The organism is Haladaptatus sp. AB643, assembly GCF_024136975.1.
Lineage (GTDB): Archaea > Halobacteriota > Halobacteria > Halobacteriales > Haladaptataceae > Haladaptatus.
In genome coordinates this window covers 228,660-251,724 of the sequence record NZ_JAMYJW010000007.1, presented here as the reverse complement: position 1 = coordinate 251,724, position 23,065 = coordinate 228,660, and the positions used below count along the sequence as shown (strand labels likewise).

19 protein-coding genes and 1 tRNA gene are annotated in these 23,065 nt (G+C 52.7%); 13 read left to right on the top strand and 7 right to left on the bottom strand.

Annotated features, from left to right (window positions below; translation table 11 throughout):
* Window positions 1-476: 476 nt before the first annotated feature.
* Window positions 477-1,253, top strand: coding sequence for an IclR family transcriptional regulator (locus tag NKF25_RS15595; protein ID WP_253227577.1), 777 nt, complete (start codon window positions 477-479; stop codon window positions 1,251-1,253).
* 356 nt (window positions 1,254-1,609) lie between these two features.
* Here NKF25_RS15595 and NKF25_RS15590 read toward each other — a convergent pair whose 3' ends face one another.
* Window positions 1,610-2,647 carry an NAD(P)-dependent alcohol dehydrogenase gene (locus NKF25_RS15590; protein ID WP_253227576.1) on the bottom strand — a complete coding sequence of 346 codons (1,038 nt, stop codon included), beginning with the start codon at window positions 2,645-2,647 and terminating at the stop codon, window positions 1,610-1,612.
* Between the two features lie 186 nt (window positions 2,648-2,833).
* Here NKF25_RS15590 and NKF25_RS15585 point away from each other — a divergent pair, with 186 nt between their 5' ends.
* The 4 genes from NKF25_RS15585 (at window position 2,834) to NKF25_RS15570 (ending at window position 6,965) form a co-directional block, all read left to right on the top strand.
* Window positions 2,834-3,883 carry an amidohydrolase family protein gene (locus NKF25_RS15585; RefSeq protein ID WP_253227575.1) on the top strand — a complete coding sequence of 350 codons (1,050 nt, stop codon included), beginning with the start codon at window positions 2,834-2,836 and terminating at the stop codon, window positions 3,881-3,883.
* A 2-nt stretch (window positions 3,884-3,885) separates the two neighbouring features.
* Entirely contained in the window at window positions 3,886-4,638 is a 753-nt protein-coding gene (locus NKF25_RS15580; RefSeq protein ID WP_253227574.1) for an iron-sulfur cluster assembly protein, read from the top strand.
* A gap of 158 nt (window positions 4,639-4,796) precedes the next feature.
* The gene (locus NKF25_RS15575) at window positions 4,797-5,579 is read left to right on the top strand and encodes a VOC family protein (RefSeq protein ID WP_253227573.1); all 783 of its coding nucleotides are present in this window, start codon (window positions 4,797-4,799) and stop codon (window positions 5,577-5,579) included.
* 282 nt (window positions 5,580-5,861) lie between these two features.
* Window positions 5,862-6,965 (top strand): glycerol dehydrogenase, encoded by a 1,104-nt coding sequence (locus tag NKF25_RS15570; protein ID WP_253227572.1) that lies wholly within the window; start codon window positions 5,862-5,864, stop codon window positions 6,963-6,965.
* Between the two features lie 479 nt (window positions 6,966-7,444).
* Here the strand turns inward: NKF25_RS15570 and NKF25_RS15565 are convergent, their stop codons facing one another.
* From NKF25_RS15565 to NKF25_RS15555, 3 genes are all read right to left on the bottom strand, one after another.
* Window positions 7,445-8,086 carry an RraA family protein gene (locus NKF25_RS15565; RefSeq protein WP_253227571.1) on the bottom strand — a complete coding sequence of 214 codons (642 nt, stop codon included), beginning with the start codon at window positions 8,084-8,086 and terminating at the stop codon, window positions 7,445-7,447.
* Between the two features lie 237 nt (window positions 8,087-8,323).
* On the bottom strand, window positions 8,324-8,827 hold the full coding sequence (locus NKF25_RS15560) for an SRPBCC family protein (protein ID WP_253227570.1): 504 nt from the start codon (window positions 8,825-8,827) through the stop codon (window positions 8,324-8,326).
* Entirely contained in the window at window positions 8,824-9,162 is a 339-nt protein-coding gene (locus tag NKF25_RS15555; RefSeq protein ID WP_253227569.1) for a metalloregulator ArsR/SmtB family transcription factor, read from the bottom strand. The genes NKF25_RS15560 and NKF25_RS15555 overlap by 4 nt, the downstream gene beginning before the upstream one ends.
* Window positions 9,163-9,353: 191 nt before the next feature.
* Here NKF25_RS15555 and NKF25_RS15550 point away from each other — a divergent pair, with 191 nt between their 5' ends.
* The 3 genes from NKF25_RS15550 to gdhB all read left to right on the top strand — a co-directional run bounded on the left by NKF25_RS15550 (window position 9,354) and on the right by gdhB (window position 14,042).
* Window positions 9,354-12,233: a bacterio-opsin activator domain-containing protein gene (locus tag NKF25_RS15550; protein WP_253227568.1), complete on the top strand. Its 2,880-nt coding sequence runs from the start codon at window positions 9,354-9,356 to the stop codon at window positions 12,231-12,233.
* A 378-nt stretch (window positions 12,234-12,611) separates the two neighbouring features.
* Window positions 12,612-12,755 carry a rubrerythrin-like domain-containing protein gene (locus NKF25_RS15545; RefSeq protein WP_253227567.1) on the top strand — a complete coding sequence of 48 codons (144 nt, stop codon included), beginning with the start codon at window positions 12,612-12,614 and terminating at the stop codon, window positions 12,753-12,755.
* A 3-nt stretch (window positions 12,756-12,758) separates the two neighbouring features.
* Window positions 12,759-14,042 (top strand): glutamate dehydrogenase GdhB, encoded by a 1,284-nt coding sequence (gene gdhB / locus NKF25_RS15540; RefSeq protein WP_253227566.1) that lies wholly within the window; start codon window positions 12,759-12,761, stop codon window positions 14,040-14,042.
* Between the two features lie 802 nt (window positions 14,043-14,844).
* Here the strand turns inward: gdhB and NKF25_RS15530 are convergent.
* On the bottom strand, window positions 14,845-15,525 hold the full coding sequence (locus NKF25_RS15530; protein WP_253227564.1) for a type 1 glutamine amidotransferase domain-containing protein: 681 nt from the start codon (window positions 15,523-15,525) through the stop codon (window positions 14,845-14,847).
* A 1,137-nt stretch (window positions 15,526-16,662) separates the two neighbouring features.
* Here NKF25_RS15530 and NKF25_RS15525 point away from each other — a divergent pair.
* The 3 genes from NKF25_RS15525 to NKF25_RS15515 all read left to right on the top strand — a co-directional run bounded on the left by NKF25_RS15525 (window position 16,663) and on the right by NKF25_RS15515 (window position 18,053).
* A complete protein-coding gene (locus NKF25_RS15525) occupies window positions 16,663-17,070 on the top strand; it encodes a nuclear transport factor 2 family protein (protein WP_253227563.1) in 408 nt (135 codons plus the stop codon).
* Between the two features lie 71 nt (window positions 17,071-17,141).
* Entirely contained in the window at window positions 17,142-17,393 is a 252-nt protein-coding gene (locus NKF25_RS15520) for an SWIM zinc finger family protein (RefSeq protein WP_253227562.1), read from the top strand.
* 159 nt (window positions 17,394-17,552) lie between these two features.
* Entirely contained in the window at window positions 17,553-18,053 is a 501-nt protein-coding gene (locus NKF25_RS15515) for a hypothetical protein (protein WP_253227561.1), read from the top strand.
* Window positions 18,054-18,161: 108 nt separating this feature from the next.
* Here the strand turns inward: NKF25_RS15515 and NKF25_RS15510 are convergent.
* Window positions 18,162-18,235, bottom strand: a tRNA-Thr gene (locus tag NKF25_RS15510).
* A 1,118-nt stretch (window positions 18,236-19,353) separates the two neighbouring features.
* Window positions 19,354-21,348: an acetate--CoA ligase gene (acs, locus tag NKF25_RS15505; RefSeq protein WP_253227560.1), complete on the bottom strand. Its 1,995-nt coding sequence runs from the start codon at window positions 21,346-21,348 to the stop codon at window positions 19,354-19,356.
* A 610-nt stretch (window positions 21,349-21,958) separates the two neighbouring features.
* Between acs and NKF25_RS15500 the strand changes: the two genes are divergently transcribed.
* Together NKF25_RS15500 and NKF25_RS15495 are read left to right on the top strand one after the other, a co-directional pair.
* Window positions 21,959-22,525, top strand: a complete 567-nt coding sequence (locus NKF25_RS15500) for a transcriptional regulator TrmB (protein ID WP_253227559.1) — start codon at window positions 21,959-21,961, stop codon at window positions 22,523-22,525.
* A 66-nt stretch (window positions 22,526-22,591) separates the two neighbouring features.
* Window positions 22,592-23,056: a hypothetical protein gene (locus tag NKF25_RS15495; RefSeq protein WP_253227558.1), complete on the top strand. Its 465-nt coding sequence runs from the start codon at window positions 22,592-22,594 to the stop codon at window positions 23,054-23,056.
* Window positions 23,057-23,065 lie beyond the last annotated feature (9 nt).

Sequence of the window (23,065 nt, the reverse complement as noted above, 5' to 3'; positions counted from 1 at the left end):
TTTTTCGACCCATTCGTTCTTTTTCCACCCGCAGTGAGGACACTCTGTCTGCTGCCAATCGAACTCCTGATCGCAGTTCTGACAGAGAGTCGTATCGGGTGATGTACTTTCCGAGAGACGCGGTTGATTCTCATTATCAGTCCCCATGTGTGCCATTTTCTCACGCGAGTAATAAATTCCTTGTGGCAATCAATCGGTTTGACACTTTCGTCTTTTGTGAACGAATCGGCATCAGGTCGTCGGTTGGTGAGACCATTAGCAGACAAGTAAATCGCTTTCACCATTTCGGTGCGATTTTACCTTCCTCGAAGGTCATAAACGTGATAGGGAATATAACTTAATTGATGTGACTTCCCCACCTTCACCCAGAAACGCGACTTCGATAATCGTCTCGGGGCCGGTTCCATCCAGGTCTATAGTATTGTTCGATTCAATGATGGTGAACCTTAATGAGGGTTCTGGAGAAAGGGTAGTCTATGAAAGGAAAAAACAAGCCGAAACGGATCAAAGCGAGTGCCCGATCGCTCTCCGTCCTAGAGGCGCTCATGACACTTGGTCAGGCCTCGGAAACTGAAATTTCGGAGCATCTCGATATGGCGAAGAGCACGACGCACTATCACCTGACCACGTTAGCTTCTCACGAATTCGTCGTCAAAGAAGGGGCAAACTATCGACTAAGCATGCGATTTCTCAATATGGGACATAGCACTATTGACCAACTAGATATTTACCAAGTCGGGAAGCATAAAATCGACCAGTTGGCCAAAGAGACTGGCGAACTCTGTATTCTGATGATCGAAGAACGGGGGTACGGCTATTATGTTTACGATGCGCAGGGTACGAACGCGGTCAACTTCGATACGACGGGAAGCCAAAAATACCTCCACGATAACGCGCTCGGTAAGTCAGTTTTAGCACACCTCCCTGCGGAACGGATCGACGAGATCATCGATCGCCACGGACTTCCAGCGACGACGCCCCACACTATCACGGATCGATCCAAACTGGAAGCAGAACTGGAGACGATTCGCGAACGGGACATCGCATTCGATCGGGAAGAACAACTCGAAGGCCTTTGTTGTGTGGCCACTGCGATCCAGCCTTCGAATGAAGACGGCTCTAAAGGCGTCTACGGATCAATCTCGATCGCAGGTCCGGCAAGTCGAATGAAGGGTGACTACTTCACCGAGAACCTCGCGATGGCGGTCTCGGATACTGCCAATCTAATCGAACTCGAAATGAGAGACTACTAATCTCGATCTCGAGGAATCAACAGTGGTGAATCCCTGAAACCCTCGTCACTCTCTTGGTTCGGTGAGTGAGCCAATCACGATGGTCTTGTGGAGGTTTCTGGAGTAGATGTCTCCCATGGAGATATCCACTTGAAGCCCGGACTACCTCGTTCTACACTTGCAACGATTAGAGAGAATATGGGGCGACCAGGATTACGTCACTATGATTGTAATGTTGATCGTCGGGTTGATCCAATTCACTCCTGTTGAATCCGTTTCACCGATACGACTATCTCGTACCCAGTCAATACGCCTTCCCGAACAAAGAATGACCACTGAGGGCTGTGGTTCAACAGCATTGAATCGGATGGTCGAGTCTATGGTCGGATGACGGCGCGACCCTCGATTTCGTTCCGCTCGAGTTTTTCGGCTACTTTATTGATTTCATCGAGGTCGTACTGCGTGGTGGTGAGGTGCATCTCCCCTTGTTCAACGAGCGCGATGAGTTCCTGGAGTTCGGTGTAGGTACCGACCAGGTTGCCCTGATAGGAGAACTCGCCGTCGACGAGGTCCTGAGAGGGTCGATGGACGTGCCCGCCGTAGCCGACGATGTGATGGTCGCCACCGGGGGAGACGATATCGGGCGCGAGGTTAGTGGTGCTGTCGGCGCCGACGAAGTCCAGGACCTGTGTCCCACCTGCACCGTCAGTGATGTCGGTGATAGCGTCTGCGACGTTCTCGTCCCCGGAGTTGACGGTAAAATCGGCGCCCAATCGCTCGGCGAGTTCGAGCGCGTCGTCTTTGATATCGACGGCGATAGTCCGTGCCGCACTCATCGCTTCGACGGCTTGCAGACCGATGTGACCGAGCCCCCCGATACCGATGAGGACGCAGTAGTTCCCCGGGACCAATTCATCGACTGCTTTCTTCGACGCGTGGTAGGCTGTGATCCCAGCATCGGCGTGCGGTGCGATATCGACGGGATCGATGTCGTCGAGCTTGATCGCGGATCGCTCGGAGGTGAGGAGGTACTCCGCAAATCCGCCATCCGTGTCGAGTCCGGAGAACTCGCTGTTCTCACAATACATATCGTTACCCAATCGGCAAGCGCGACACTGCCCACAGGTACGAACGGGATGACAGATGACCGAATCGCCGACTTCGACGGTGGTTACTTCGTCACCGACTTCGACGACTGAACCGGCATTCTCGTGACCCAGAGTCATCGGGAGATTCTGCTCTGCGTAGGGTTCCCACATCCCCTCGATGATGTGGTTGTCCGTCTGACACCACCCGGCGCCCTCCACCTCGACGATTATTTGCCCCGATGTAGAGATTTCCGGCTTCTCGACATCTTCGACCGTAAGTGCCTCGCTCATATCGTCCGTATACTCGTGTAGTCGCGCAGCTTGCATGATGCGACTGAAATCACCTCCCCAACCGGTAGTAAAATCAGTGGTACCGGCAGCGACTGCCGGCTAAACGCAACGGGATCGCGGGCTGTTGTACCACGATGGGGAAGCTATCGACACAAAATCCCGACTGTACCCTGTTGGCGGTCCATAACAATTATTACTGTGTGTGGTTGTTATTTGCATGCAATGCTTCAGCACCAAGGCGAAGATATCTTCGTCGTTGATGGTCACCTTCACGCGTGGAACGCGACGAAGGAGAACATCATCCATGAGGGAGGCGAACAGTTTATCCAGTGCTTTCACGACTATCACACGGGATTCGCGCCGGAAGATCGACAACGCTCGCTCGACGAGTTCCGTACCTACAGTGATGAGCAACTCCTGACGAGTGTTTTCGGGACCGGTGACGTCGATGTGGGTATCTTCCAACCGACATACTTAAAGGAATTTTACGCCGACGGCTTCAACACCATCGACGATTGCGGTGCGCTCGCCGACGAATACAGTGATCGGCTCATCACGAATGGACGCTTCGACCCTCGGGAAGGCCAAGAGGGGCTCGATGATCTCGAACGACAGAAAGAGGAGTACGACATCCAGGGAGCGAAGGTGTACACCGCAGAGTGGCGCGGCGACTCGAAGGGATGGCGCCTCGATTCCGAAGAGTCCTTCGAGTTCCTCCAGAAGTGTGTCGACCTCGGTATTCGGAACATCCATCCGCACAAGGGACCGACGATTCGCCCGCTGAACCGCGACGCCTTCGACGTCGCGGATATCGACGACGCGGCAACCTCGTTCCCAGAACTCAACTTCGTCGTCGAGCACGTCGGGATGCCGCGACTCGACGACTTCTGCTGGATCGGGACGCAGGAGCCGAACGTGTACGGCGGACTCGCGGTCGTCGCCCCGATGGCACGAGGCAGACCGGCGAAATTCCGTGAGGTGCTTGGCGAGTTACTCTATTGGCTCGGTGAGGACCGCATCCTCTTCGGGAGCGACTACGCGATTTGGGAACCCGACTGGATACTGGAGGCCATCCTCGATACCGAGTTTACCGAGGAGGAACGTCGCGAGTACGGCGTCGAGTTCGACCTCGAGACGAAGAAGAAGGTGTTGGGTGAAAACGCCGCGGACCTGTACGATATCGACATCGAGGAACGCAAGAAATCGCTTCAGGATGACGATGTCTCCCAACGCTTCGACACGGGTGCGCAGTACGAAGGAGCGGCGGACTGACCATGACGCCAGCGATAGAAGGGACAGTCCCGACCAGAGACGCCATCCGGTCCGCACTTCGGAGCGTCACCGATCCGGAACTCGACCGGTCGATAGTCGAACTCGACTACATCGAGGATCTCGAAATAGAGGATGGAACCGTCATTGTCGCGTTCGCGCTCCCGACGGCGTGGTGCTCCCCGACATTCGCATGGATGATGGCGACGGACGCTCGCGACGCGATTTCAGAACTCGAAGGCGTGGGCGATGTCCGCATCGTGCTCCGAGATCACATGCACGCGACCGAAGTTACCCGGGGTGTGAACGAAGGAATGGCGTTCTCGGACGCCTTCGAAACTGCAGACGGTGATATCACCGAGACGCGCGCGACGCTCGACCGAAAGGCCCGTCTCGCCCGTCAATACGATGCCATCAAGGAACTTGCCGATGCCGGGCTCGACGACGCTCAACTCGCGGCGTTACGGCGGGAGGATATCGGTTTCGAAGGCGGTCGCGCGATGATCGATCTCGACGAGTTCTACGTTGAGGTGGATGCAGACCCGCTCAAACGGTATCTGGAGAAAGCCACGAGCGTTGGAGTCGTCGAGGAGCTTGGTGACCGATTGTTCGTGTCCCGCGACGGTGACCCGCTTGCCACCGAGGACGTGCAGACCGCGCGGAGCGCTTCTCGACTCGCGAAGACAAACATGGGTGGACAGGGTGGTGTTTGTGCCAGTCTCCATGCTGCGCGAAACCCCGAACTCGCAAGTGACTGAGGAGTATCCCGGTATTGACTGCTCGCGGCGATAGCTGTCACTCCGCCGGACGAAACGATTCTTCGCCCGGTGTCTTCGACCGTTTGTCCCGCTTTCTCATCGACTTTGGCTCGGCAGTAACCAAATGGTTTTTTTAGAGAGCCAGTGTAGCATACTACATGACCGGAATCCTTGACCACACGATGATGCGTGTCGGTGATTTGGAAGCGTCACTCGATTGGTATCAGACCCATCTCGAGTACGAAGAGAAAGATCGTTATGAGGGAGACGGATTCACTATCGTCTACCTCGGTCCCGAAGGGATGCACGAAGACGGGGCGATGCTTGAACTGACACACAACGAGGGGGAGTCTCCTGAAATCGGCGATGCGTGGGGTCACATCGCCGTGCGTGTCGAAGACGTGGATGAGGCATACGAAGAATTGATCGAGGAAGGTGTTGAGGACTACCGCGACCCCGATTCCTGTGGTGGAAGTTATGCATTTGTAACGGATCCCGATGGGCACGAAATCGAAATCGTCCAACGCGACCACGGCGCGCGATGGAGCATCGACCACACCATGATTCGCGTCGAGGATGCCGACGAGGCGCTCGGATTCTGGACGCGAAAATTCGAGTACGAGCACACCGGCCGTTGGGAATCGGATTCGTTCGCCAACTACTTCATGAAACCCGAGGACGCCGCCGAGGAGGCGATGGCGGTCGAACTCACCTACAACTACGATGGACGCTCGTACGAACAAAAAGATGGATGGGGGCACTTCTGTGTTCGTCTCGATGATCTGCAGGACGATTGGGAGACCCTCCAACAGCGTGAGGCACCCGACTATCGCGACCCCGAATCCTGTGACCAGATGTACGCATTTACGAAAGATCGGGACGACCACGAGATCGAACTCATCGAGCGAGACGGAATAGAAGGCGATCTCTTCCCGTTCTAAACATTCTCCATTGGGAATTGTTTGAGGCATGCAGGGTCGCGACAACATCGCCGTCGGAGATGTCGAGTGCCATGCCCCGGCAAACGACGGTCCTTTTCAGTCTCCGTGTGGTCGCGTCCCGCGTGTGCGGGTGGCCGTCGACGACAAAGACGTCTTCCCCCTCGTGTTGAAGCACTGTGAGTAGATCATTTTTCTCTTCCATTCATGGGTTTGGGCGGTCCTGAAGGTCGCTCGACTGGAACTGTGGGAAACTTTAACACAGTTGGTGTAGTGTTCACTGGTATGCCTCAGGTGTTCGAATCACCGGCAGCGTATGTACAGGGCCGCGACATCATCGACTCGTTCGGAACGCATGTCAATTCGCTTGGGACCGAGTGTTTGCTTCTGGCAGACGAGGTCGTCCTCGATCTGGTTGGTGAGCGGGCCATCCGAAGTCTGAAAGCGGAGGGCCACGGGGCAAGCACGGTCGAGTTCAACGGCGAAGCCTCTGAAACCGAGATCGATCGTGTCGGAGCCATCGTGGAAGAGCGCGGTGCGGACGTCGTTATCGGCGCTGGTGGTGGCAAGGCGCTTGATACTGCGAAAGCCGTCCGCGAAGAAACTGGGGGTGCGATGGTTTCGATGCCGACTATTGCCTCGACCGACTCCCCAACGAGTGCCCTCTCGGTTATCTACAGTGAAGAAGGGGAGTTCCGTGAATACTGGTTTTACGAGCGACATCCCGACCTCGTGTTTCTCGATACGGCGGTCGTCGCGGCCGCGCCGACGCGCTTCTTCCGGTCGGGGATCGCTGACGGGCTTGCAACTTGGTTCGAAGCGGATGCGACGTACCAGTCGAACGGCGAGAATATCGTTGGTGGCACCCCGACGCGGGCCGGGCACCGACTCGCAAAACTCTGCTATGAGACGCTCCGAGAGCACGCTATCGTCGCCGTGGACGCGATCGAACGTGACGCAGTCACTGAAAGCGTGGCGGCCGTGGCGGAGGCAAATACACTTCTCAGTGGGCTCGGATTCGAGAGTGGTGGTCTGGCTGCGGCGCACTCGGTACACAACGGGCTGACACAACTGGCAGGAACTCACCATGCGACCCACGGGGAGAAAGTGAACATCGGGACGCTGACTCAGCTCGTACTCGAGGGCCGTGAAGACGCTTTTGTCGAGGACTACGTCGAGTTTTCACTCGCACTCGACCTCCCGGTGACGCTCGCTGACATCGGGCTCGATGACCCGACGACGACGCAGCTCGAAACGGTCGCGGACGCCGCGTGTGATCCCGAGGAGACGATCCATAATGAGCCATTCGAGGTTACGCCGCCGATGGTTCGAGACGCCCTCCGAACAACCGATCAAATCGGTCGACGGGTTCGTGAGCACCACGGGTAGCTTGCGACGGCTCCACGACGGTTACTGCACGGGCAGGACCGGTCACTCTCAAGACTCGTCGACAGCGAATACGGCCGTGACGTACCACGCGGCAAGCGCGTCGATACCGAGTGTGTTCCCGAAGCTAGGGAGGACCGAAGACTCGAAGTAGCCTCCAGCGAGGAGAACGAAGAAAATCGCGAGCCATCCGACGACGTACGCGACGTAGCACTATGTCGGAATGTCTATAGCTACTACGATGGCCGACTTACTTGTCTATTATTATAACTATATCGATGAATCACTTTTTGACTTTTGATCGAACGTCAATTCGCGCGAATTCGGACGGTAAATTGATTGACAGGAGTCTACAGCCCGAAACTCTTTACAGTACAACGAGGCGCGACGCACCTCGTTCCAATCGTTGTTCGTTTAGGCACCCAAATTCGAAATTTACCGTTTCTAACGACTCGTTGGGTAATCAATTAGTACAGGACGGTCTACACCATTCCAGCGTCCTCAAACGCCTGTCCGAGTGATTTCCCTTCGTCAAGTAGACGGGTTACATCTCTTTCCGTCTTCACGACCGTCTCAGCGTCCGAGACCACTTCCGCAACTGCATCACGTTCGATTACAACTACCCCGGATTCATCACCGACAAGCACATCTCCCGGGTTAATCGGTGTATCCCCAACAGTGACCTGAACATTCTGCTCGGCTTCTTCGTTACCGCTTGGCCCGCGAGGCGTAACTGCCCGTGAAAAGACGGGAAACCCGATGTCTCGTATACCGGCGACGTCCCGAACTGCTCCATTCGTGACCATTCCCCGCACGCCAGTAGCGGTTGCGGATGTAGAGAGCAACTCGCCCCAAATGGCCTCATCGACGCTGTCATCGGCATCAACCACGACGACTTCATCTTCGAGAGTTGCATCAAGCGTCTGTACGGGTGCCCAGAGTGTCGATGGATCGAGCCTGACGGTCCGGACCGTCCCAACGAATGTGCAATCGGTATGAACCGGTTTAATCGCAGAAGACAGCGTTTTCACACCCTCGTGTTTTGTATCTGCTATTGCAGACGTAGAGCATTTCTCTAACTGGTCGAGTACCTCTCGATCGATTGGTTCGTTAATCCGTGACATGCCTTTCAGATGAGCACCGTATGTTAAATAATTGAGCACCTCCATCCAGTCATATTGGGCCGCGACTCCTCCGGTGCTTCTTGATAGAATAGTGAGAATAGAACAATCAAATTTATTTAACATCTCTTAGATGTGCCTGTGAACGTTTTGTATATTGATGGCCTTCAACTCTGGTTCCCCACTAACCCCATAAGTGGAAGTGAGACCCGCCACGGGACCCTCGATGCTATCTATGCGCTAGGCCACTTCAACGACGTCTGCGAGGTTTCCAAGGGAATCATTCCATCCTTCGTTGGCGTCCTGGGGCGGAATGTTCTCCGGGATTCCTGCCTGATGAGCGGTGACTTCGGTCCCGCCGGAGACCTTCTCGAAGGTGACCGTGGTCGTCATCTCGCCGGCCATTCTCGGGTCGTCGGACTCGAATTCCTCGGTGTAAACGATCCGCTGGCCAGGAGACAGTTCCTCGTATGTCCCATGGAACGTGTGAGCGTATGGTTCCAATTCCTCGATGTCGGCGGTGAACGACATGCGGAAGGTGCCGCCCTCCGTGGCGTCGAATTCGTGAACTTCGCAGGAGAACCCCTCTGGCGGGAGCCACGCGGCGAGTTCGTCGGGATCGACGAAGGCCTCATAGACTCTCTCCGGCGATGCTTCGATTATACGGTTGACCGTAATACTTCGATCTTCATCTGTGGTGGCCTCTTTCCGCGATTCTCTTCCGTCATCAGTGTTGTCTGTCATCGGTCTTCTTGCTCCAGATGGTCGGCCAACGCGTCGAAGCGGTCTTCCCAGAGCACGCGGTAATGGGTCAGCCATCCGAAGGCTTCACTCAGCGGTGCGGCGTCGAGGTGACATCGTCGAACCCGGCCGTCCTTCTCGATATCAAGCAAGCCCGCATCTTCCAACACATGCAAGTGCTTGGAGACTGCCGCCAACGAGACGTCGTGTGGTTCGGCGAGATCGCCGACGCTTTCGGGGCCATCGGCGAGTTGTTCGAGGATCTCGCGACGAATTGGGTGGGCTAATGCTTTGAAGACTGCATCGAGATCCACGTCGTTCAGCTGTTGTTCAACCATCCAGTTGAACGTACGGCGTACTCGATATTGTACCTAGAGGTTGAACGAAATCCCCTCGACAATTCGGGTGGAGAGAGCGGCGCTCGACAAATATTAACGGAATTTTCACTCTAGACAGTATGGAACGTACCTTCTACCGTCTCACACTGACATGCGATATATTGAACTCCCGGGGATTCAACTCATAAGTAATGTCGGCTTCCTCTAACGTGCTCGATTCGTCCGAAATCCTTCTGGTTGGAGCGGATGAATGGATTCCAAAATTCGTCGAGTCGATGGAAGCGCAGAGCCAAGCGTCTATCCAATCAGTTGCAACCGCTGACGATGCTCTCGATTACTTCCACGAAGGATCGATCGACTGTCTCATCTGTGAATATACTCTCGAAGGCTCCACAGGAATAGACCTACTGCACACGATTCGTAACGAAACGACAACCCTCCCAATAATCCTGTGTACAGCATCCGGAAACGAATCGGTTGCTAGCGAAGCCATCGGTGCTGGTGTTACCGATTACATTGCCTACACCGAATCATCCGAACAGATGCACGAAGAACTCCTCGAACGAGCTGAACGAAGCATTCGCTCCGCTCGTCGAACCACTACTCAGCGTGATCGGGCGAGACAGTTCGATGCGATCTTTCACGATACCCGTACAGCGACATGGGTACTTGATCCAGATGGTTCGCTGGCCCGTGTCAACCAAACTGCGCAAGATATGACCGAGATGAATCTCGAGAGTACCATTGGACAACCGTTCTGGACGCTTCCATGGTGGTCTGCCACGGATGACACCCAATCAGATGTACGGCAAATTCTTGAGAAGGCGCTCACTGGTGACTTTGGAAATGCAGTGATAGAACGATCTTCTGCCACGAGTGGTCAACAAGTTCTCGAATTATCTGCCCGTCCTGTTCAGCGAGAAGGTGGCGAAATCGTCTCCATCGTTGTCGAAGGAGTAGATATCACAGAGCGGGTGGCCCTCGAACGTGATCTTCGGCAATCCGAAGAACTCCATCGTGTCACGCTCAACAATATGACTGACACCGTTCTGATTACGAACGAGGACGGGGAGTACACGTATATCTGTCCGAACGTTCACTTCATCTTTGGGTATACGGACGCGGAGATCCGTGAAATGGGTACTATTGACGAACTCCTCGGCGATGATCTCTTCGATCGCGATGACCTCGCAGCGGATGGCATACTAAAGAACATTGAATGTACAGCCACGGATAAGGCAGGACGGGAACACACACTGCTGGTTAACGTCCGCGAGGTTTCGATTCAAGGTGGGACGCTCCTATTCAGCTGCCGCGATATCACGAAACGTAAACAACGCGAAGAAGCGTTGGCGACCTTGCAGGGAATGGCGCGAGATTTCCTCTATGCACAAACGCCACAGGAAATCGCTCATCACGTCGTCGACGATGTTCCGGGGGTACTTGACCTCGATGCGACTGCGGTGTATCTTTTTGACTCGGATAACAACGAGTTATACCCAGTCGTGCAGACGCCCGCGATGGAACGCTCACACGGGCCACTCCCAACAATTCATGCTGATGCTGAAGGAATCACTAGCTACAGTTTTCTGGAGGGTGAATCACTTTTCTTCGACGACGTCCACGATAGCGAACGACTCGAAAACAGGGCAACCGACATTCGGAGTGCGGCATATATTCCACTCGGTGATCACGGTGTCTTTATCGTGGGGTCTCCCGATATCGGACGATTTCATGAAGTGACTCGTGAACTGGCTGATTTACTCGCTGTTACAGCCGAGGCAGCCCTTGACAGAGTGAGGCGCGAGAGCCGATTAAGGAAACAGGACCGTGAGCTCCAACACCGAAATAGCCAACTCACCGATCTCAATCGGATCAACGAAATCATTCGAGAAATCGACCAAGCACTCGTCCGCGCAGAAACCCGCGCAGAGATCGAGCACGCCGTTTGTGATCTCCTCACGGACGACGATCGATTTGTATTTGCCTGGATTGGCGTGTCTGATTCCAGTACAGAGACGGTTGAACCGCGTGCATGGGCCGGAACGGAACGCGGGTATCTGGACAATGTTTCGTTCACGATTGACGACTCGAAGACGGAGCCAGCCGGTCGGACAGTTGCGACTAAGGAAGTAACGACGATTTCCAACGTGGCTGAGCACCTTCGACAAGAACCATGGCGAAAAGCTGCCCTATCTCGCGATTATCTTTCTGTTTTGAGCGTCCCACTCGCCTACGACGAGTTCACCTACGGTGTCTTGACCGTCTACGCGAAGACACAGAATGCATTCGACGAAACTGCAAAAGAGGTATTTGCAGAGCTTGGTGAAACGATTGCCTCGGCAACGAGCGCCATCGAGCGGAAGAATGCGTTGCTCACGACATCGATGACCCGGGTTGAGTTCGATATAGATGACCCGACGTTCATTCTCTCGCGATTAGCACGAAAGGGAGAGTGTATACTTTCCTATCAGGGAGGAGTGCAGCAGACGGATGCTGGAACCTATGTGTTCGTCACTGTCGAGGGTTCCACGATAGAGACGGTCGAAGAGGCCGCATCGGATATTACCGCCATCGATGAGGTTCGAAGAATCAGCGGTAGTGATACCGATGGTGTGCTTCGGCTTCGTATCTCGCAACCGTTTCTTGCACTCGAGTTAGCCGATCACGGTGCCATTCTTCGAAGTGCGGTAGTTGATGCCTCGACTGCAACGCTCGTAATCGATGTCCCTGAGAGCGTTGATGACCGCCATATCATGCGACTAGTGACGAATATGTTCACAGACATTGAACTCCGCTCGAAGCAAACTGTTGACAGATCAGCGACCCAAAACCTGCATTCGGAGTTTCTTGAGCAACTAACGGACCGGCAGCTCGAAGTGATTCAAACGGCGTACTATAGCGGATTCTTCGAATCCCCACGTGAAAGCACTGGTGAAGAGGTTGCCGAGACATTAGGAATTTCGCCGCCTGCATTCTATCAACATTCTCGCACCGTCCAGCGGAAGCTCTTCTCGACGTTATTCGATGAGCTCGGTGTTCCAGCATCATCAGAGGTAACTATTGAATAACATACCTGACCACCATGCTGCCACCTAGTTATGTAACAATTACTGTTGTGCGGGACACGTACGTACGTTCATTTGAGCGATGAAACACCGAACTATACAGCTCACGACTGTTGGAGTAGTACTTTTCATTGGGATACTACCGCTACTTGGAACCCTTAGTGATGTACCGGGAAGCATAATTATGGGTGGAATCGGTGTTTTCCTGATCATTTACGGCTACTTTGCACATCGGCTCATCGATTCGTATATCGACTCTAATTCTCCTTCTTGAAAAGCGCCCGCGAAATTCGATGTTCAATAACAAACCACCTAATCAGAACATGGTTTGTTAATCAACAATCACGGTCATGCTCGGGAAATCCGTACCACTATCTGACGATGAGAGATGTCGACTACGATTACGACGGTGACACGGCATACGAGTGCTTCACTTGTGGAACAATTCTGATGGCTGAATCGAACCCGGGATCGTGCCCTGACTGCAGTGGTTCAATGCGAAATCGCAGGACTCCCCTCGAATAACTCATGGCAACAAATCCACCACAAGAGCAGACGACCGAACCGGGCGAATTCGAATCAGCGCTGGAAACGGCGCGTCGACAGCTTGCTCACGCAGCCAGTCAACTCGATATTGATTCGAATATCATCGAACGGCTCAAGCACCCAGCTAAGATTCACGAGGTTACCGTCCCGATTGAGCGAGATGATGGAACTGTAGAGGTATTCACTGGCTATCGAGCACAACACGATAGCGTCCGTGGTCCCTTCAAGGGCGGCCTCCGGTATCATCCCGGAGTTACGCGTGACGAGTGCGTCGGGCTTTCAATGTGGATGACTTGGAAGTGTGCGGTGATGGATATTCCCTTTGGTGGCGCAAAGGGTGGTATCGTCGTCAACCCGAAAACACTGAGTGAAGCGGAAACAGAACGACTTACTCGTCGTTTTACCCAAGAAATCCGGGATGTTATCGGCCCGAACCGTGACATTCCGGCACCCGATATGGGGACGAATGCCCAGACGATGGCCTGGATCATGGACGCCTACAGCATGCAGAAAGGTGAAACCACCCCCGGAGTTGTCACAGGTAAACCTCCTGTCGTCGGTGGAAGCTATGGCCGAGACGAAGCCCCCGGACGCAGCGTTGCCATCATCACACGTGAGGTCTGTGAGTACTACGACCGACCACTCGATGAGACGACCGTTGCTGTTCAAGGATTCGGGAGCGTCGGTGGGAGTGCTGCTCGACTCCTCGACGAATGGGGAGCGTCGGTCGTCGCGGTCAGCGACGTAAACGGTGCGGTCTACGAGCCAGACGGGTTAGACGTCGCGGCGATTCCATCCCATGAAGAGGAACCCGAGGCCGTTACGCGCAACACTGACGACGTTCTCTCGAACGAGGAGTTGCTTACACTCGACGTTGATGTCCTGATCCCTGCCGCAATCGGAAACGTCATCACCGAAGCGAATGCCAACGATATCCAAGCGGAGATCATCGTTGAGGGAGCAAACGGGCCAACAACGTCCGGTGCTGATGCAACCCTCACAGAGCGAGAGATTCCTGTCGTTCCAGATATTCTGGCCAATGCTGGTGGTGTGACAGTGAGTTATTTCGAATGGCTGCAGGATATCAATCGCCGAGCGTGGTCGCTTGAGAAGGTGAATGAAGAACTCGAACACGAGATGCAAACCGCGTGGAACGAAGTTCGCCATGAAGTCGATTCTCGTGATGTGACATGGCGAGATGCGGCCTACATTGTTGCCCTCTCACGGATTGCTGAAGCGCATCAATCGCGGGGGTTGTGGCCGTAGACGGAAATTTAGGACTCCTTTTTCCTATGTGCTTAGCTCGGAGACGAGAATGGTTTGGTCGGGGTGAATCGTGATCTGGTAATCAGCGTATTGAAACTCAACCCGTTGGCTTCCATGTTCATAGAGCATTTCGAGTGCGTCAGGTTCGACAACCTCATACAGCGGTGTGCTCGGTCGATCGCCGTTCACCTCCTCAACTGCACTGATGATCGTTGTAATAACTGATTCTGATGGTCCTGGTGAGGTTCGTATCAATGGGGATGACTGCGAATCTGACGGTCCACTCATTGCTTCTGAGGATGGATGTCAACTCAATAATTCTTCGGGCAGTAATCAGCATGGGTTGCCGATATAACCGCTCTCACGACCATATATTCGGACTACCGAGCTATGGATTTAGTTTGGAGAAATAACTTGGTGAAATTGACATTATCTCGCTAAGCCTCACTAACCCTGTCACCGGTTTCGACCTTTCTTTATTTTCTTTTGTTTGGTACTGGTATCCACATAAGTTAGTAGGTTATACTAACGCTATATGTATTCACGTGCGGAATGGCTGGCTATTGATACGTCCATGTTCTGATATCTGACGAGAGCGACTCCAAATCACTCCTCCCATACATTGCCCCTCAGAAATTTCATCGGCAGTGGGTCGTTAGTCGGTCCATCATGATCCGTAATGGAGCGTGTTTTAATTCGTCTGGATCACAGAGATTTTGGAGGTCGTTTCGAGATTGGTCTCGGTATTGTCGGCGGGCGGTTCGGGAGAGAGGAACTTCGACCAGTGAAGTGACAATCAAACCTAGATTTCATCAAGGAGTGTCTGGGCTGCGGCACTGGAAGACTGGGGGCCTCGCCCAGTCACAAGATCACCATCGACGCGAACGCTCACGTCTTGATCAACTTCTGCGTTCCAGTTACCGCCAGCAGCCTCGACTTCGTCTTCCACCCAATATGGAAGCTTCCTGCCGTCAGGAAGTCGATCGTTTTCGTCGACAAGGTCGGCTTCCCATTCATTCGGGAAGCCAGTAACATTACGGCCACTAGCAAGTGGTTGTCCCTCACTATCTCGCGCGAAGGCGAGGATGGCGAGCGTATGGCAGACCACGAGTGCTTTCCCATTTTCTCCTTCGATCGTTTCTCGAAGCAATGAACGGGCATGGTGATCCTGATTCACGTCCCACTCAACCCCATGTCCACCTGGATAGACGATCGTATCGTACTCTTCGGCAGTAGCTTCTGCGATCGGAATCGGATTATTGAGTCGGTCGTCAGTTTCGTGGACCTGTTCAACCTTTTCAACGGTTTCAGAACCAACAAACGGATTGTCGGGATCAATCGACGTGTCGTCAATGACAGGCTTCGAACCGGATGGTGTCGCCACAGTAATGTCGAAGCCAGCCTCGTCGAGCGTCGTTAGTGGCTCGACGCATTCTTCGCCCCAATACCCCTCTTCGCTTACAACGAATAGCGCAGATGCCATGTGCACTTTCTAGTGTTGTGCGCGATTCCGAAAAGACTGCTGGCACCCGAATCACTTGTCAATCGAGTCAATGGACTCGGTCTATTGCGTTCTGATGGATATTGAGCCTGCATAATATTTCATATGTTTTGGATTACTACTCATCGGTTGCATAGGCCGTCGGATGAGCGTTCACTATCCACCCCGTGTTTGACGTACACTTCTTCTGGTCATTTATTAGCTAACATGTTGTCAACTAGCTGTCCGATCATAGTCTGTTTGGACTATTGTGCTTTTTGACCAACACTCTTATGGGAACCACGTTCTAAGAGTAGATGAGACAATGAGTGTAACGGCTAGTTCACAGTCGCTGGATGGTATGTGTGCCGATCGAGCAAGTGCTGTTGCTCTTGAGGCATTAGCACAATACGATGACATCGACCTCGACGAAGTAGGCCTTCGACTCTACGATTTGGTTGATCCAGAGGCACTCGATAGCCTGTTTTGCCATCAGAAAGAATCTGCCCCTTCTGTAGAGTTCGAGGTTTGCGATGCTACAGTGCATGTATGGCAATTAGATGGCGAGATCCGAGCACGGGTCAATAATGAACGTGACTAGAGTGGTTTCCCGTGCTGACCTTGCGTGCGAACAGGACGAAAAGAACTGCCGAACTAACCACCACTTCAGTCTAAGACTATTTCTGCGAAATCGATTTGTGATCGCCTCATAATCTGGGATTCATACTCGATGAGACTACTCTTTTGCCCCTGTAGCCCGTTTCTACCTCATATGAGCAAAGCCTGTACGTACTGTGGGAGTGACGTGCATGTGCACAACCCTGTCTTTGTTGACGAAAAACGAGGAAGAGAACGAACCACTATTGGACAGTTCTGTAATTATGCGTGTTTGGCCCAGTACATCGAAGAGAATGAACTCGAGACTGGCGCATGCTGTCAAATTGATCTCTCTTGAGTGATTGATGCTGTGAATTGCTCACGTCACACCCACTATTTCACGATTCACCGTCTTAACGAAGATTATAGAGCATGCTAGTACGATTGATGGAATACGAACGATGTCAAATCGCAGGTGTGATGTGCTAGCAAATATCTACCTTTATACTTTTGGATGACGTACATACAACTTGGTGAAGAACCATGGCGAGAGCCGAAGCTAAGAGCAATGTCGAACTCGTGGAGCGCGTCTACGACGCGTTCAACGAGGGCGATATTGACACACCGATGGCCACGATGGCCGAGGATATCGAGTGGATCGAGCCTGAGGGCGACATCTACGGTGGAACGTACCACGGTCCAGAGGAGGTCCTGGAGAATGTGTTCACCCCATGTCTTGAGGACTTCGAGGAGTTCGAGGTTGACACCGACGAGTTCATCGACGGCGGTGACACGATTGTTGTCCTCGGCACCTTCCGTGGGATGCACAGAACGTCTGGCAAGCCCCTTGCTGTTCCCTTTGCGCACGTCTGGGAACTGGAGGACGGTCGGATGACCCGGTTCATCGACTACTTAGACACGGTCCTCTGGCGAGAGACGTACGAGACGTAATCGGGGTACAAGGTGACCCATCCTGTTTTTGAGACGAGATAGTTACTGATCCTCCCAAAGGCGATTTTCAGGTGACACACCCCTCCGGCCTTATCGACGTCATCATCGGGGGCAACGAGCACCCTGCAGACAACCACTACAGGGCCTCCATCGACGACGTGACTCACGAACTGATGGCCTGCACGTGCCCGCATCACGTCCATCGCACCGCTGTCGAAAACGCAACTGACGACGGGACGCTTGAGGCCTTCTCATCGGAGGACAAAGACGACGCTGATCCGGCAGAGTGCGATTGTGACGACCTGAATGGTTTCCCGTGCTAGCCGTGCGTGCAAACGGGACGGACAGAACTGCCGAACTAACCTCCGGTTACTCGTTTTCCCGATAATATCATATCTTATTCTGTGATGAGCGATCGGTATTCAAAGTCGAAACCTAAGAACGCCAGTTAGTTTATCGCAGTCTATCGTCTAGTGTTCTCTGTGAAAGAACAGAATGACCCTGAGCAGACCAATGAGCAAGAAACGCTTGACCAAACACTCGATGCGCTACTAGCTACCGAAGAGGCTGCGAGCACAACGAGTGACATTGCAAATATTGTCCAGGAGAGTCCGGAAACTACTCGCTCAACACTGACCGAACTCCATAATCAGGGTCGTATCGAACGATTGGAGATCCATGACACCGGTGTTCTCTGGTGGGCACCACGCCCATTGGATGGTGTCTTGAAATCGACTGGCGCAGAAACGATCTTGAAACGACTGAGTGACGAACTAGCGACATCAATTACGCTCGGCGATGGAACTGTCTATGAGGACGGTGACAAACATTCACCGAGTGAACTAAATCAAGAAACAGAGTCACGGAATGAGCTCCATTCGTCAAAAAATGACTCTGGAGGATTAGTCCCAAGTAGCAAGGAATCCGGAGAAAAGCGTCGAGAGTTGAAAGAGGGTGCTGATTTTGAGGATGTATCGGAATAGCGTATTCGGAGCTATTTCACTCAAATGCGAACTTTGTCAATATCGCATACTAACTGTAGACAATCCTCCAGAAGCTACTGTTATTCCTTATTGTCTAAAACCGTTAGAAGCCTCAGGAGAGATTTGAACTCTCGACCGACTCCTTACAAAGGAGTTGCTCTGCCAGCCTGAGCTACCAAGGCACTCCGATATCACTACGCACCCAACAAAGACCTTCTCCTTTCGAGTTTGTAGTCGGTACGATGATACAGATCTCCTGTCGGTAGAACAGATGGCTCGAACCTTTGTTCTCCCCTGCTACTGGGGAAGCTCTTTGACCAATACCAACAAAAGACAGCTTGTGTCCCCCGACAATTCTCCAGCTAAGATCGAGGATCTCTCATTTCTCAATCCGGAGGACATCAAGCTCCAAAATACGCATTTCCTGGAACAAAATGGGATGGAGTATCGCGTTGGACAAGGACTTCTTGATCATCGACTTCGGCATGATATTTGGGTCGTGAGAAATGGCGATATCAAAAAGCTCCTTGAGCGATTTCCATACGACGAATCACTCCACGACCAATGTGCGTTGTGATGCAAGCGTTTGTCGGTAAGCACTTTTCCCCAGACGCAAATCACCGAACGGGTGTCGTTATCCTTCGTGAGAATATGGCCGAAAACGATCTCCCTCCAGGTGACTGGGATCCAGAACGAACTCGCCAAGTGAGAGACGAATCGCATACTGTTCGAGGTGAACTACCGACAATTACTCTTGCAGACATCTATCAGAAAGATCCGCTCTATGACGTCTGGCGGCGCTATTTTGACGATGTGTTAGATTACGAGAAGAGGTAGTTATTCGTCGTCGTCAGCGTCAGCGAGCGCTGCATACAGTGCAGAGTTTTCTCGGACGTCCTTGTTCATCCGACGCTGCGCATCCTCATTCACGGGCATATTCCATACTACAAGATAGTGCCATATTAGACTTTGTGGTCTGGGACATGACGAATCGATCAGTAGGGCTCCCACTACAACGGGTGGATGATCGTTCTCATGTGAAGCACGCTAATATTCCCACTACTCTTCTGGGATCCACCAGATAACAACCCGCGGACTCAACTTTCCACGTTCCAACTCACCTTGCTCATGCAGCTCCTTGAGTCGTTGACGCACTGGCCGTCGCTCCATCTCGACGGTATCTGCGACCCATCGGGCAGTCACCACCGGAAACTCTGCTTTCCTCAACCACCTTGAGTATATTCTCAACTCTTCAGTAGGCACTCACTAGATCGCACAAATTGGACTACCTGTTCTGAGATTAGTCTTTGGTACTCTTTCTCTTCGCTTGAATCTCCTCGATAACGTCTGGATTGCGAAGGGTGGACGTGTCGCCGAGATCATCGTCATTGGCAACGTCCTCAAGGAGGCGCCGCATGATTTTCCCGGATTGTGTTTTCGGAAGTTCTGGCGTGAATAGTATCTCCTCAGGTCGTGCAATTGGCCCGATAGTGTCCTCGATGGCCGCCACAATGCGATCATGCATTGCATCATCACTATCGTGGGAATCCTCAGTGATGACATAGGCATAAACTGCTTCACCCTTCAATTCGTGAGCGCCACCAACGACAGCTGCCTCCGCGATACCTTCCACACCGACGATAGCACTCTCAATTTCCATGGTTCCAAGGCGATGACCGGAAACATTGAGCACATCATCTACACGGCCGATAACAGTGATATAATCGTCTTCATCTAACTTTGCTCCATCCTCTGGGAAGTACACCCACTTGTCCGCATCTGGATCGGAGTACTCCTGCCAGTATTCACTGATGTACCGGTCATCGTTATTATAGACGGTACGAAGCATCCCTGGCCACGGTTTCTGCACTGTGAGATACCCCGCCTGCCCTATTCCAACTGGTTCACCCTTGGTATCCACGATTTGGGCGTCAATGCCGGGAAGCGGTGGTCCAGCACTACCTGGTTTCATCGTTTCAATTGCTGGCAGCGTCGTTACCATCATGCCGCCCGTCTCAGTCTGCCACCATGTATCCACGATAGGGCACTTCTCATCGCCGACATGCTTGTAGTACCATTTCCAGGCACGTGGGTTGATTGGCTCACCAACTGTGCCAAGTAGACGCAAACTGGACAGGTCATGACTGCGTGGGTACTGCTCACCCCATTTCATAAAGGCCCGGATTGCCGTTGGAGCCGTATAGAGGATATCTATTTCATACTCTTCAATAATCTCCCAAAATCGATCTTTATCCGGGTAATCAGGTGTCCCCTCGTATAATACGCTGGTCGTCCCGAGTGAAAGTGGTCCATATACGATATACGAATGGCCCGTAATCCATCCAATATCAGCCGAACACCAATAGGTGTCTTCCGGCTTTATATCGAGGACTGCGTGTGATGTCCACGATGCATACGACAGGTAACCCGCAGTGGTATGTTTGACCCCCTTTGGTTCTCCCGTCGTACCAGAAGTATACATCAGAAACAGCATGTCCTCAGAATCGCGAGGGACGGGTTTCACTTCTGCTCCCTTCTGCTCGCTTATGAGGTCCTCATACTTATGCTCCCCATTCTCCATTGGGTGATCGTACTCATCGCCAAGTCGGTCTACTACAACTACTTCTTCGACATCGTGATTAGTCTGTGAAAGGCCCTTATCGGCCTTCGTTTTATGCTGAAGAGGATCGCCTCGTCGGTAGTATCCGTCGCAAGTAATGAGATGTTCAGAGCCTGCATTCTCTATTCGAGTGGCTAATGCGTCAGCCGAAAACCCAGCGAAGACAACACTATGGGGCGCCCCGATACGTGCACAGGCCAGCATGGCGATCGTGAGTTCTGGGATTATTGGTAGATAAATTGTCACGACATCATCCTCGCCAACCCCAATCTCCCGGAGTGCTGCCGCGAATTCGTTCACCTCTCGGTGAAGGTCCTCGTATGTATACGTTCGTGTCTCCCCCAGTTCACCGATCCATTCAATGGCGACCTCGTTGCCCCGGTTGCCCAGATGTCGGTCGAGACAGTTGTACGAGGCATTCAACGAACCACCGGTAAACCACTTATAAAATGGTGCCTTGCTATCATCTAATATTGTATCGTATTTCTCATCCCAATCGAGTAAATCAGCGGCTCGACTCCAGCACTTTGGCCAATTCTCCTCAAACTCGTCGTAAATACTTGGATCAGAAATGTTGGCCTGTTCAACGAATGATTTCGGTGGTTCGAATGATTCCGTTTCTTCGAGTCGCGTGTCCAACTCTACACCAGCTTCCGTATTATCATCATCAACCATACAGCACATCACTTCATTTCCGATAATAAAAATTGCTATATTACTGTATTTTATTTCAAAAAGAGATAAAATATTTCTAATCGTTGGCTATTTATTTATCCAAATAATCATGATGTGATCTTGTCTTCACCAATCACAGGTAAACCATCAACACTGAATCTAATGCGAACCTCTCGCCGTTGGTTCATGTTCATCTTCGTTGTTTGCCTGTGTATCGCTGCGGGATGCAACTCTCTATTTAACGACCCCGACACTTATACAACAACTACGTCAGTCCTTCATGCAGAGCTCGCGCCCGGTTTGACTGCCCATAGGGCGACAGACGCAAGCACTGATCTATGATTAATTGAGAGCCGCCGTTGTAGGAAGGAGGGTGTGGCGAGCGCAGGGGGAGTATGGATCAGGAGTGATAGCACCAGACCCACGCGAGACCGATTCAGGGTGTCAGAGATAACCGCGCCACAACTGGTCCCTTCTGGGCTTCGGTATATGCTTTGTGCAACTGTTTGAAAATAATATAGTAAGACAAACAATAATAAGTAGGACTGTTTTGATGCCGTCCACACCTCGGGAGAAGAGTTAGTACACTATCCATAGAACATGTATTGTGATGTCGACGGACGATCGAATCGCGAAAACGCCCTACCCCGAGGAAACGTTCAACGACCTCCTCACCTTTGCTGAACTCCTGAACACACCCCAACTGGCCCGCCTCTACATCTACATTCTCCAGAGCGAGCCGGTTGCAATCGAGACTATCAAAACGGATCTCGACATGGCCCATTCGACGACCTACAAATATATCGGGCAACTCGAGGAGATGGGTGTGCTGTCCCGCCACGACGATGAGACCCCAACAATGGTCACTGTGGAGCCGATTCGTCTCCAAATCGAGACCGATCATGGCGACGTGACTGCAACACCAACCCTCATCGACGCGATTGGCCGCCAGCACGATACGGAGGACATTCGTGTCTTCATCGAGCGACAGGGCATCGCGAAACTGGCCGCGGCGCTCCACTATACGCTCCGGGTGATGAACGGTGAGCTCACACAACGGACTGGGGCATCCAAACTCGGTGTTCATCCCGTCGAGGGAATGACCGTCTTCACTGCGCTACAGGATGTCGTCGAAGAGGCGGCTGACTACGATCCCTATCTGGAGCGGGCCGAATAATGCCAGGGGCGGAGATTCCGAGCGACAGCACCGCAATCATCGACAGTAGCGTCCTGTTCGCGATGGGTGGGCGGGCCGTCGAACGAGAAATACCAGGCGTTCGAGCGATTCGTTCGCCAGCGAAACCTCACCGTCACCGTTCCTGAACAGGTCGCCACAGAGTTGGGTGAAAACCCCGATGCATACGCCTATCAGCGTGATCGATTGCGAGCAGCCCAAGATGCGGGATGGTTAGAGCCGGGTCGGATTGATTTCTCAACTCCTCGTGTTCCGGAAGTCGTCGACAAAACGCGGAGACGAATGTTGAGTCTCTCTGCAGATGATGTCACCGAAGACGAGATTGAGAAAACGGATACTATTCTCGCCGGGTTAGCCTATCAATACGTCGTCGAAGATGCAGCTCACGTTGCGGTACTTGTGAGTGATACGATTGCGGAACAAGCTATTCGAGATGTCTTGGTAGCCGTCGGTGTTGAGGACCGAACATCGGTTGTCGAGGGGCGAGTGCTGTTGAACGATCTTATTGACTGATAGCGGCGC

Excerpts from the sequence above, each read along its gene's own strand:
- NKF25_RS15585 (WP_253227575.1), top strand. The coding sequence starts at position 2,834 with ATGCTTCAGCACCAAGGCGAAGATATCTTCGTCGTTGATGGTCACCTT.
- NKF25_RS15590 (WP_253227576.1), bottom strand. The coding sequence starts at position 2,647 with ATGCAAGCTGCGCGACTACACGAGTATACGGACGATATGAGCGAGGCA.
- acs (WP_253227560.1), bottom strand. The coding sequence starts at position 21,348 with ATGGTTGATGATGATAATACGGAAGCTGGTGTAGAGTTGGACACGCGA.
- NKF25_RS15550 (WP_253227568.1), top strand. The coding sequence starts at position 9,354 with ATGTCGGCTTCCTCTAACGTGCTCGATTCGTCCGAAATCCTTCTGGTT.
- NKF25_RS15575 (WP_253227573.1), top strand. The coding sequence starts at position 4,797 with ATGACCGGAATCCTTGACCACACGATGATGCGTGTCGGTGATTTGGAA.
- NKF25_RS15500 (WP_253227559.1), top strand. The coding sequence starts at position 21,959 with ATGTCGACGGACGATCGAATCGCGAAAACGCCCTACCCCGAGGAAACG.
- NKF25_RS15560 (WP_253227570.1), bottom strand. The coding sequence starts at position 8,827 with ATGACAGACAACACTGATGACGGAAGAGAATCGCGGAAAGAGGCCACC.
- NKF25_RS15580 (WP_253227574.1), top strand. The coding sequence starts at position 3,886 with ATGACGCCAGCGATAGAAGGGACAGTCCCGACCAGAGACGCCATCCGG.
- gdhB (WP_253227566.1), top strand. The coding sequence starts at position 12,759 with ATGGCAACAAATCCACCACAAGAGCAGACGACCGAACCGGGCGAATTC.
- NKF25_RS15545 (WP_253227567.1), top strand. The coding sequence starts at position 12,612 with ATGAGAGATGTCGACTACGATTACGACGGTGACACGGCATACGAGTGC.
- NKF25_RS15525 (WP_253227563.1), top strand. The coding sequence starts at position 16,663 with ATGGCGAGAGCCGAAGCTAAGAGCAATGTCGAACTCGTGGAGCGCGTC.
- NKF25_RS15555 (WP_253227569.1), bottom strand. The coding sequence starts at position 9,162 with ATGGTTGAACAACAGCTGAACGACGTGGATCTCGATGCAGTCTTCAAA.
- NKF25_RS15595 (WP_253227577.1), top strand. The coding sequence starts at position 477 with ATGAAAGGAAAAAACAAGCCGAAACGGATCAAAGCGAGTGCCCGATCG.
- NKF25_RS15570 (WP_253227572.1), top strand. The coding sequence starts at position 5,862 with ATGCCTCAGGTGTTCGAATCACCGGCAGCGTATGTACAGGGCCGCGAC.
- NKF25_RS15565 (WP_253227571.1), bottom strand. The coding sequence starts at position 8,086 with ATGTCACGGATTAACGAACCAATCGATCGAGAGGTACTCGACCAGTTA.
- NKF25_RS15530 (WP_253227564.1), bottom strand. The coding sequence starts at position 15,525 with ATGGCATCTGCGCTATTCGTTGTAAGCGAAGAGGGGTATTGGGGCGAA.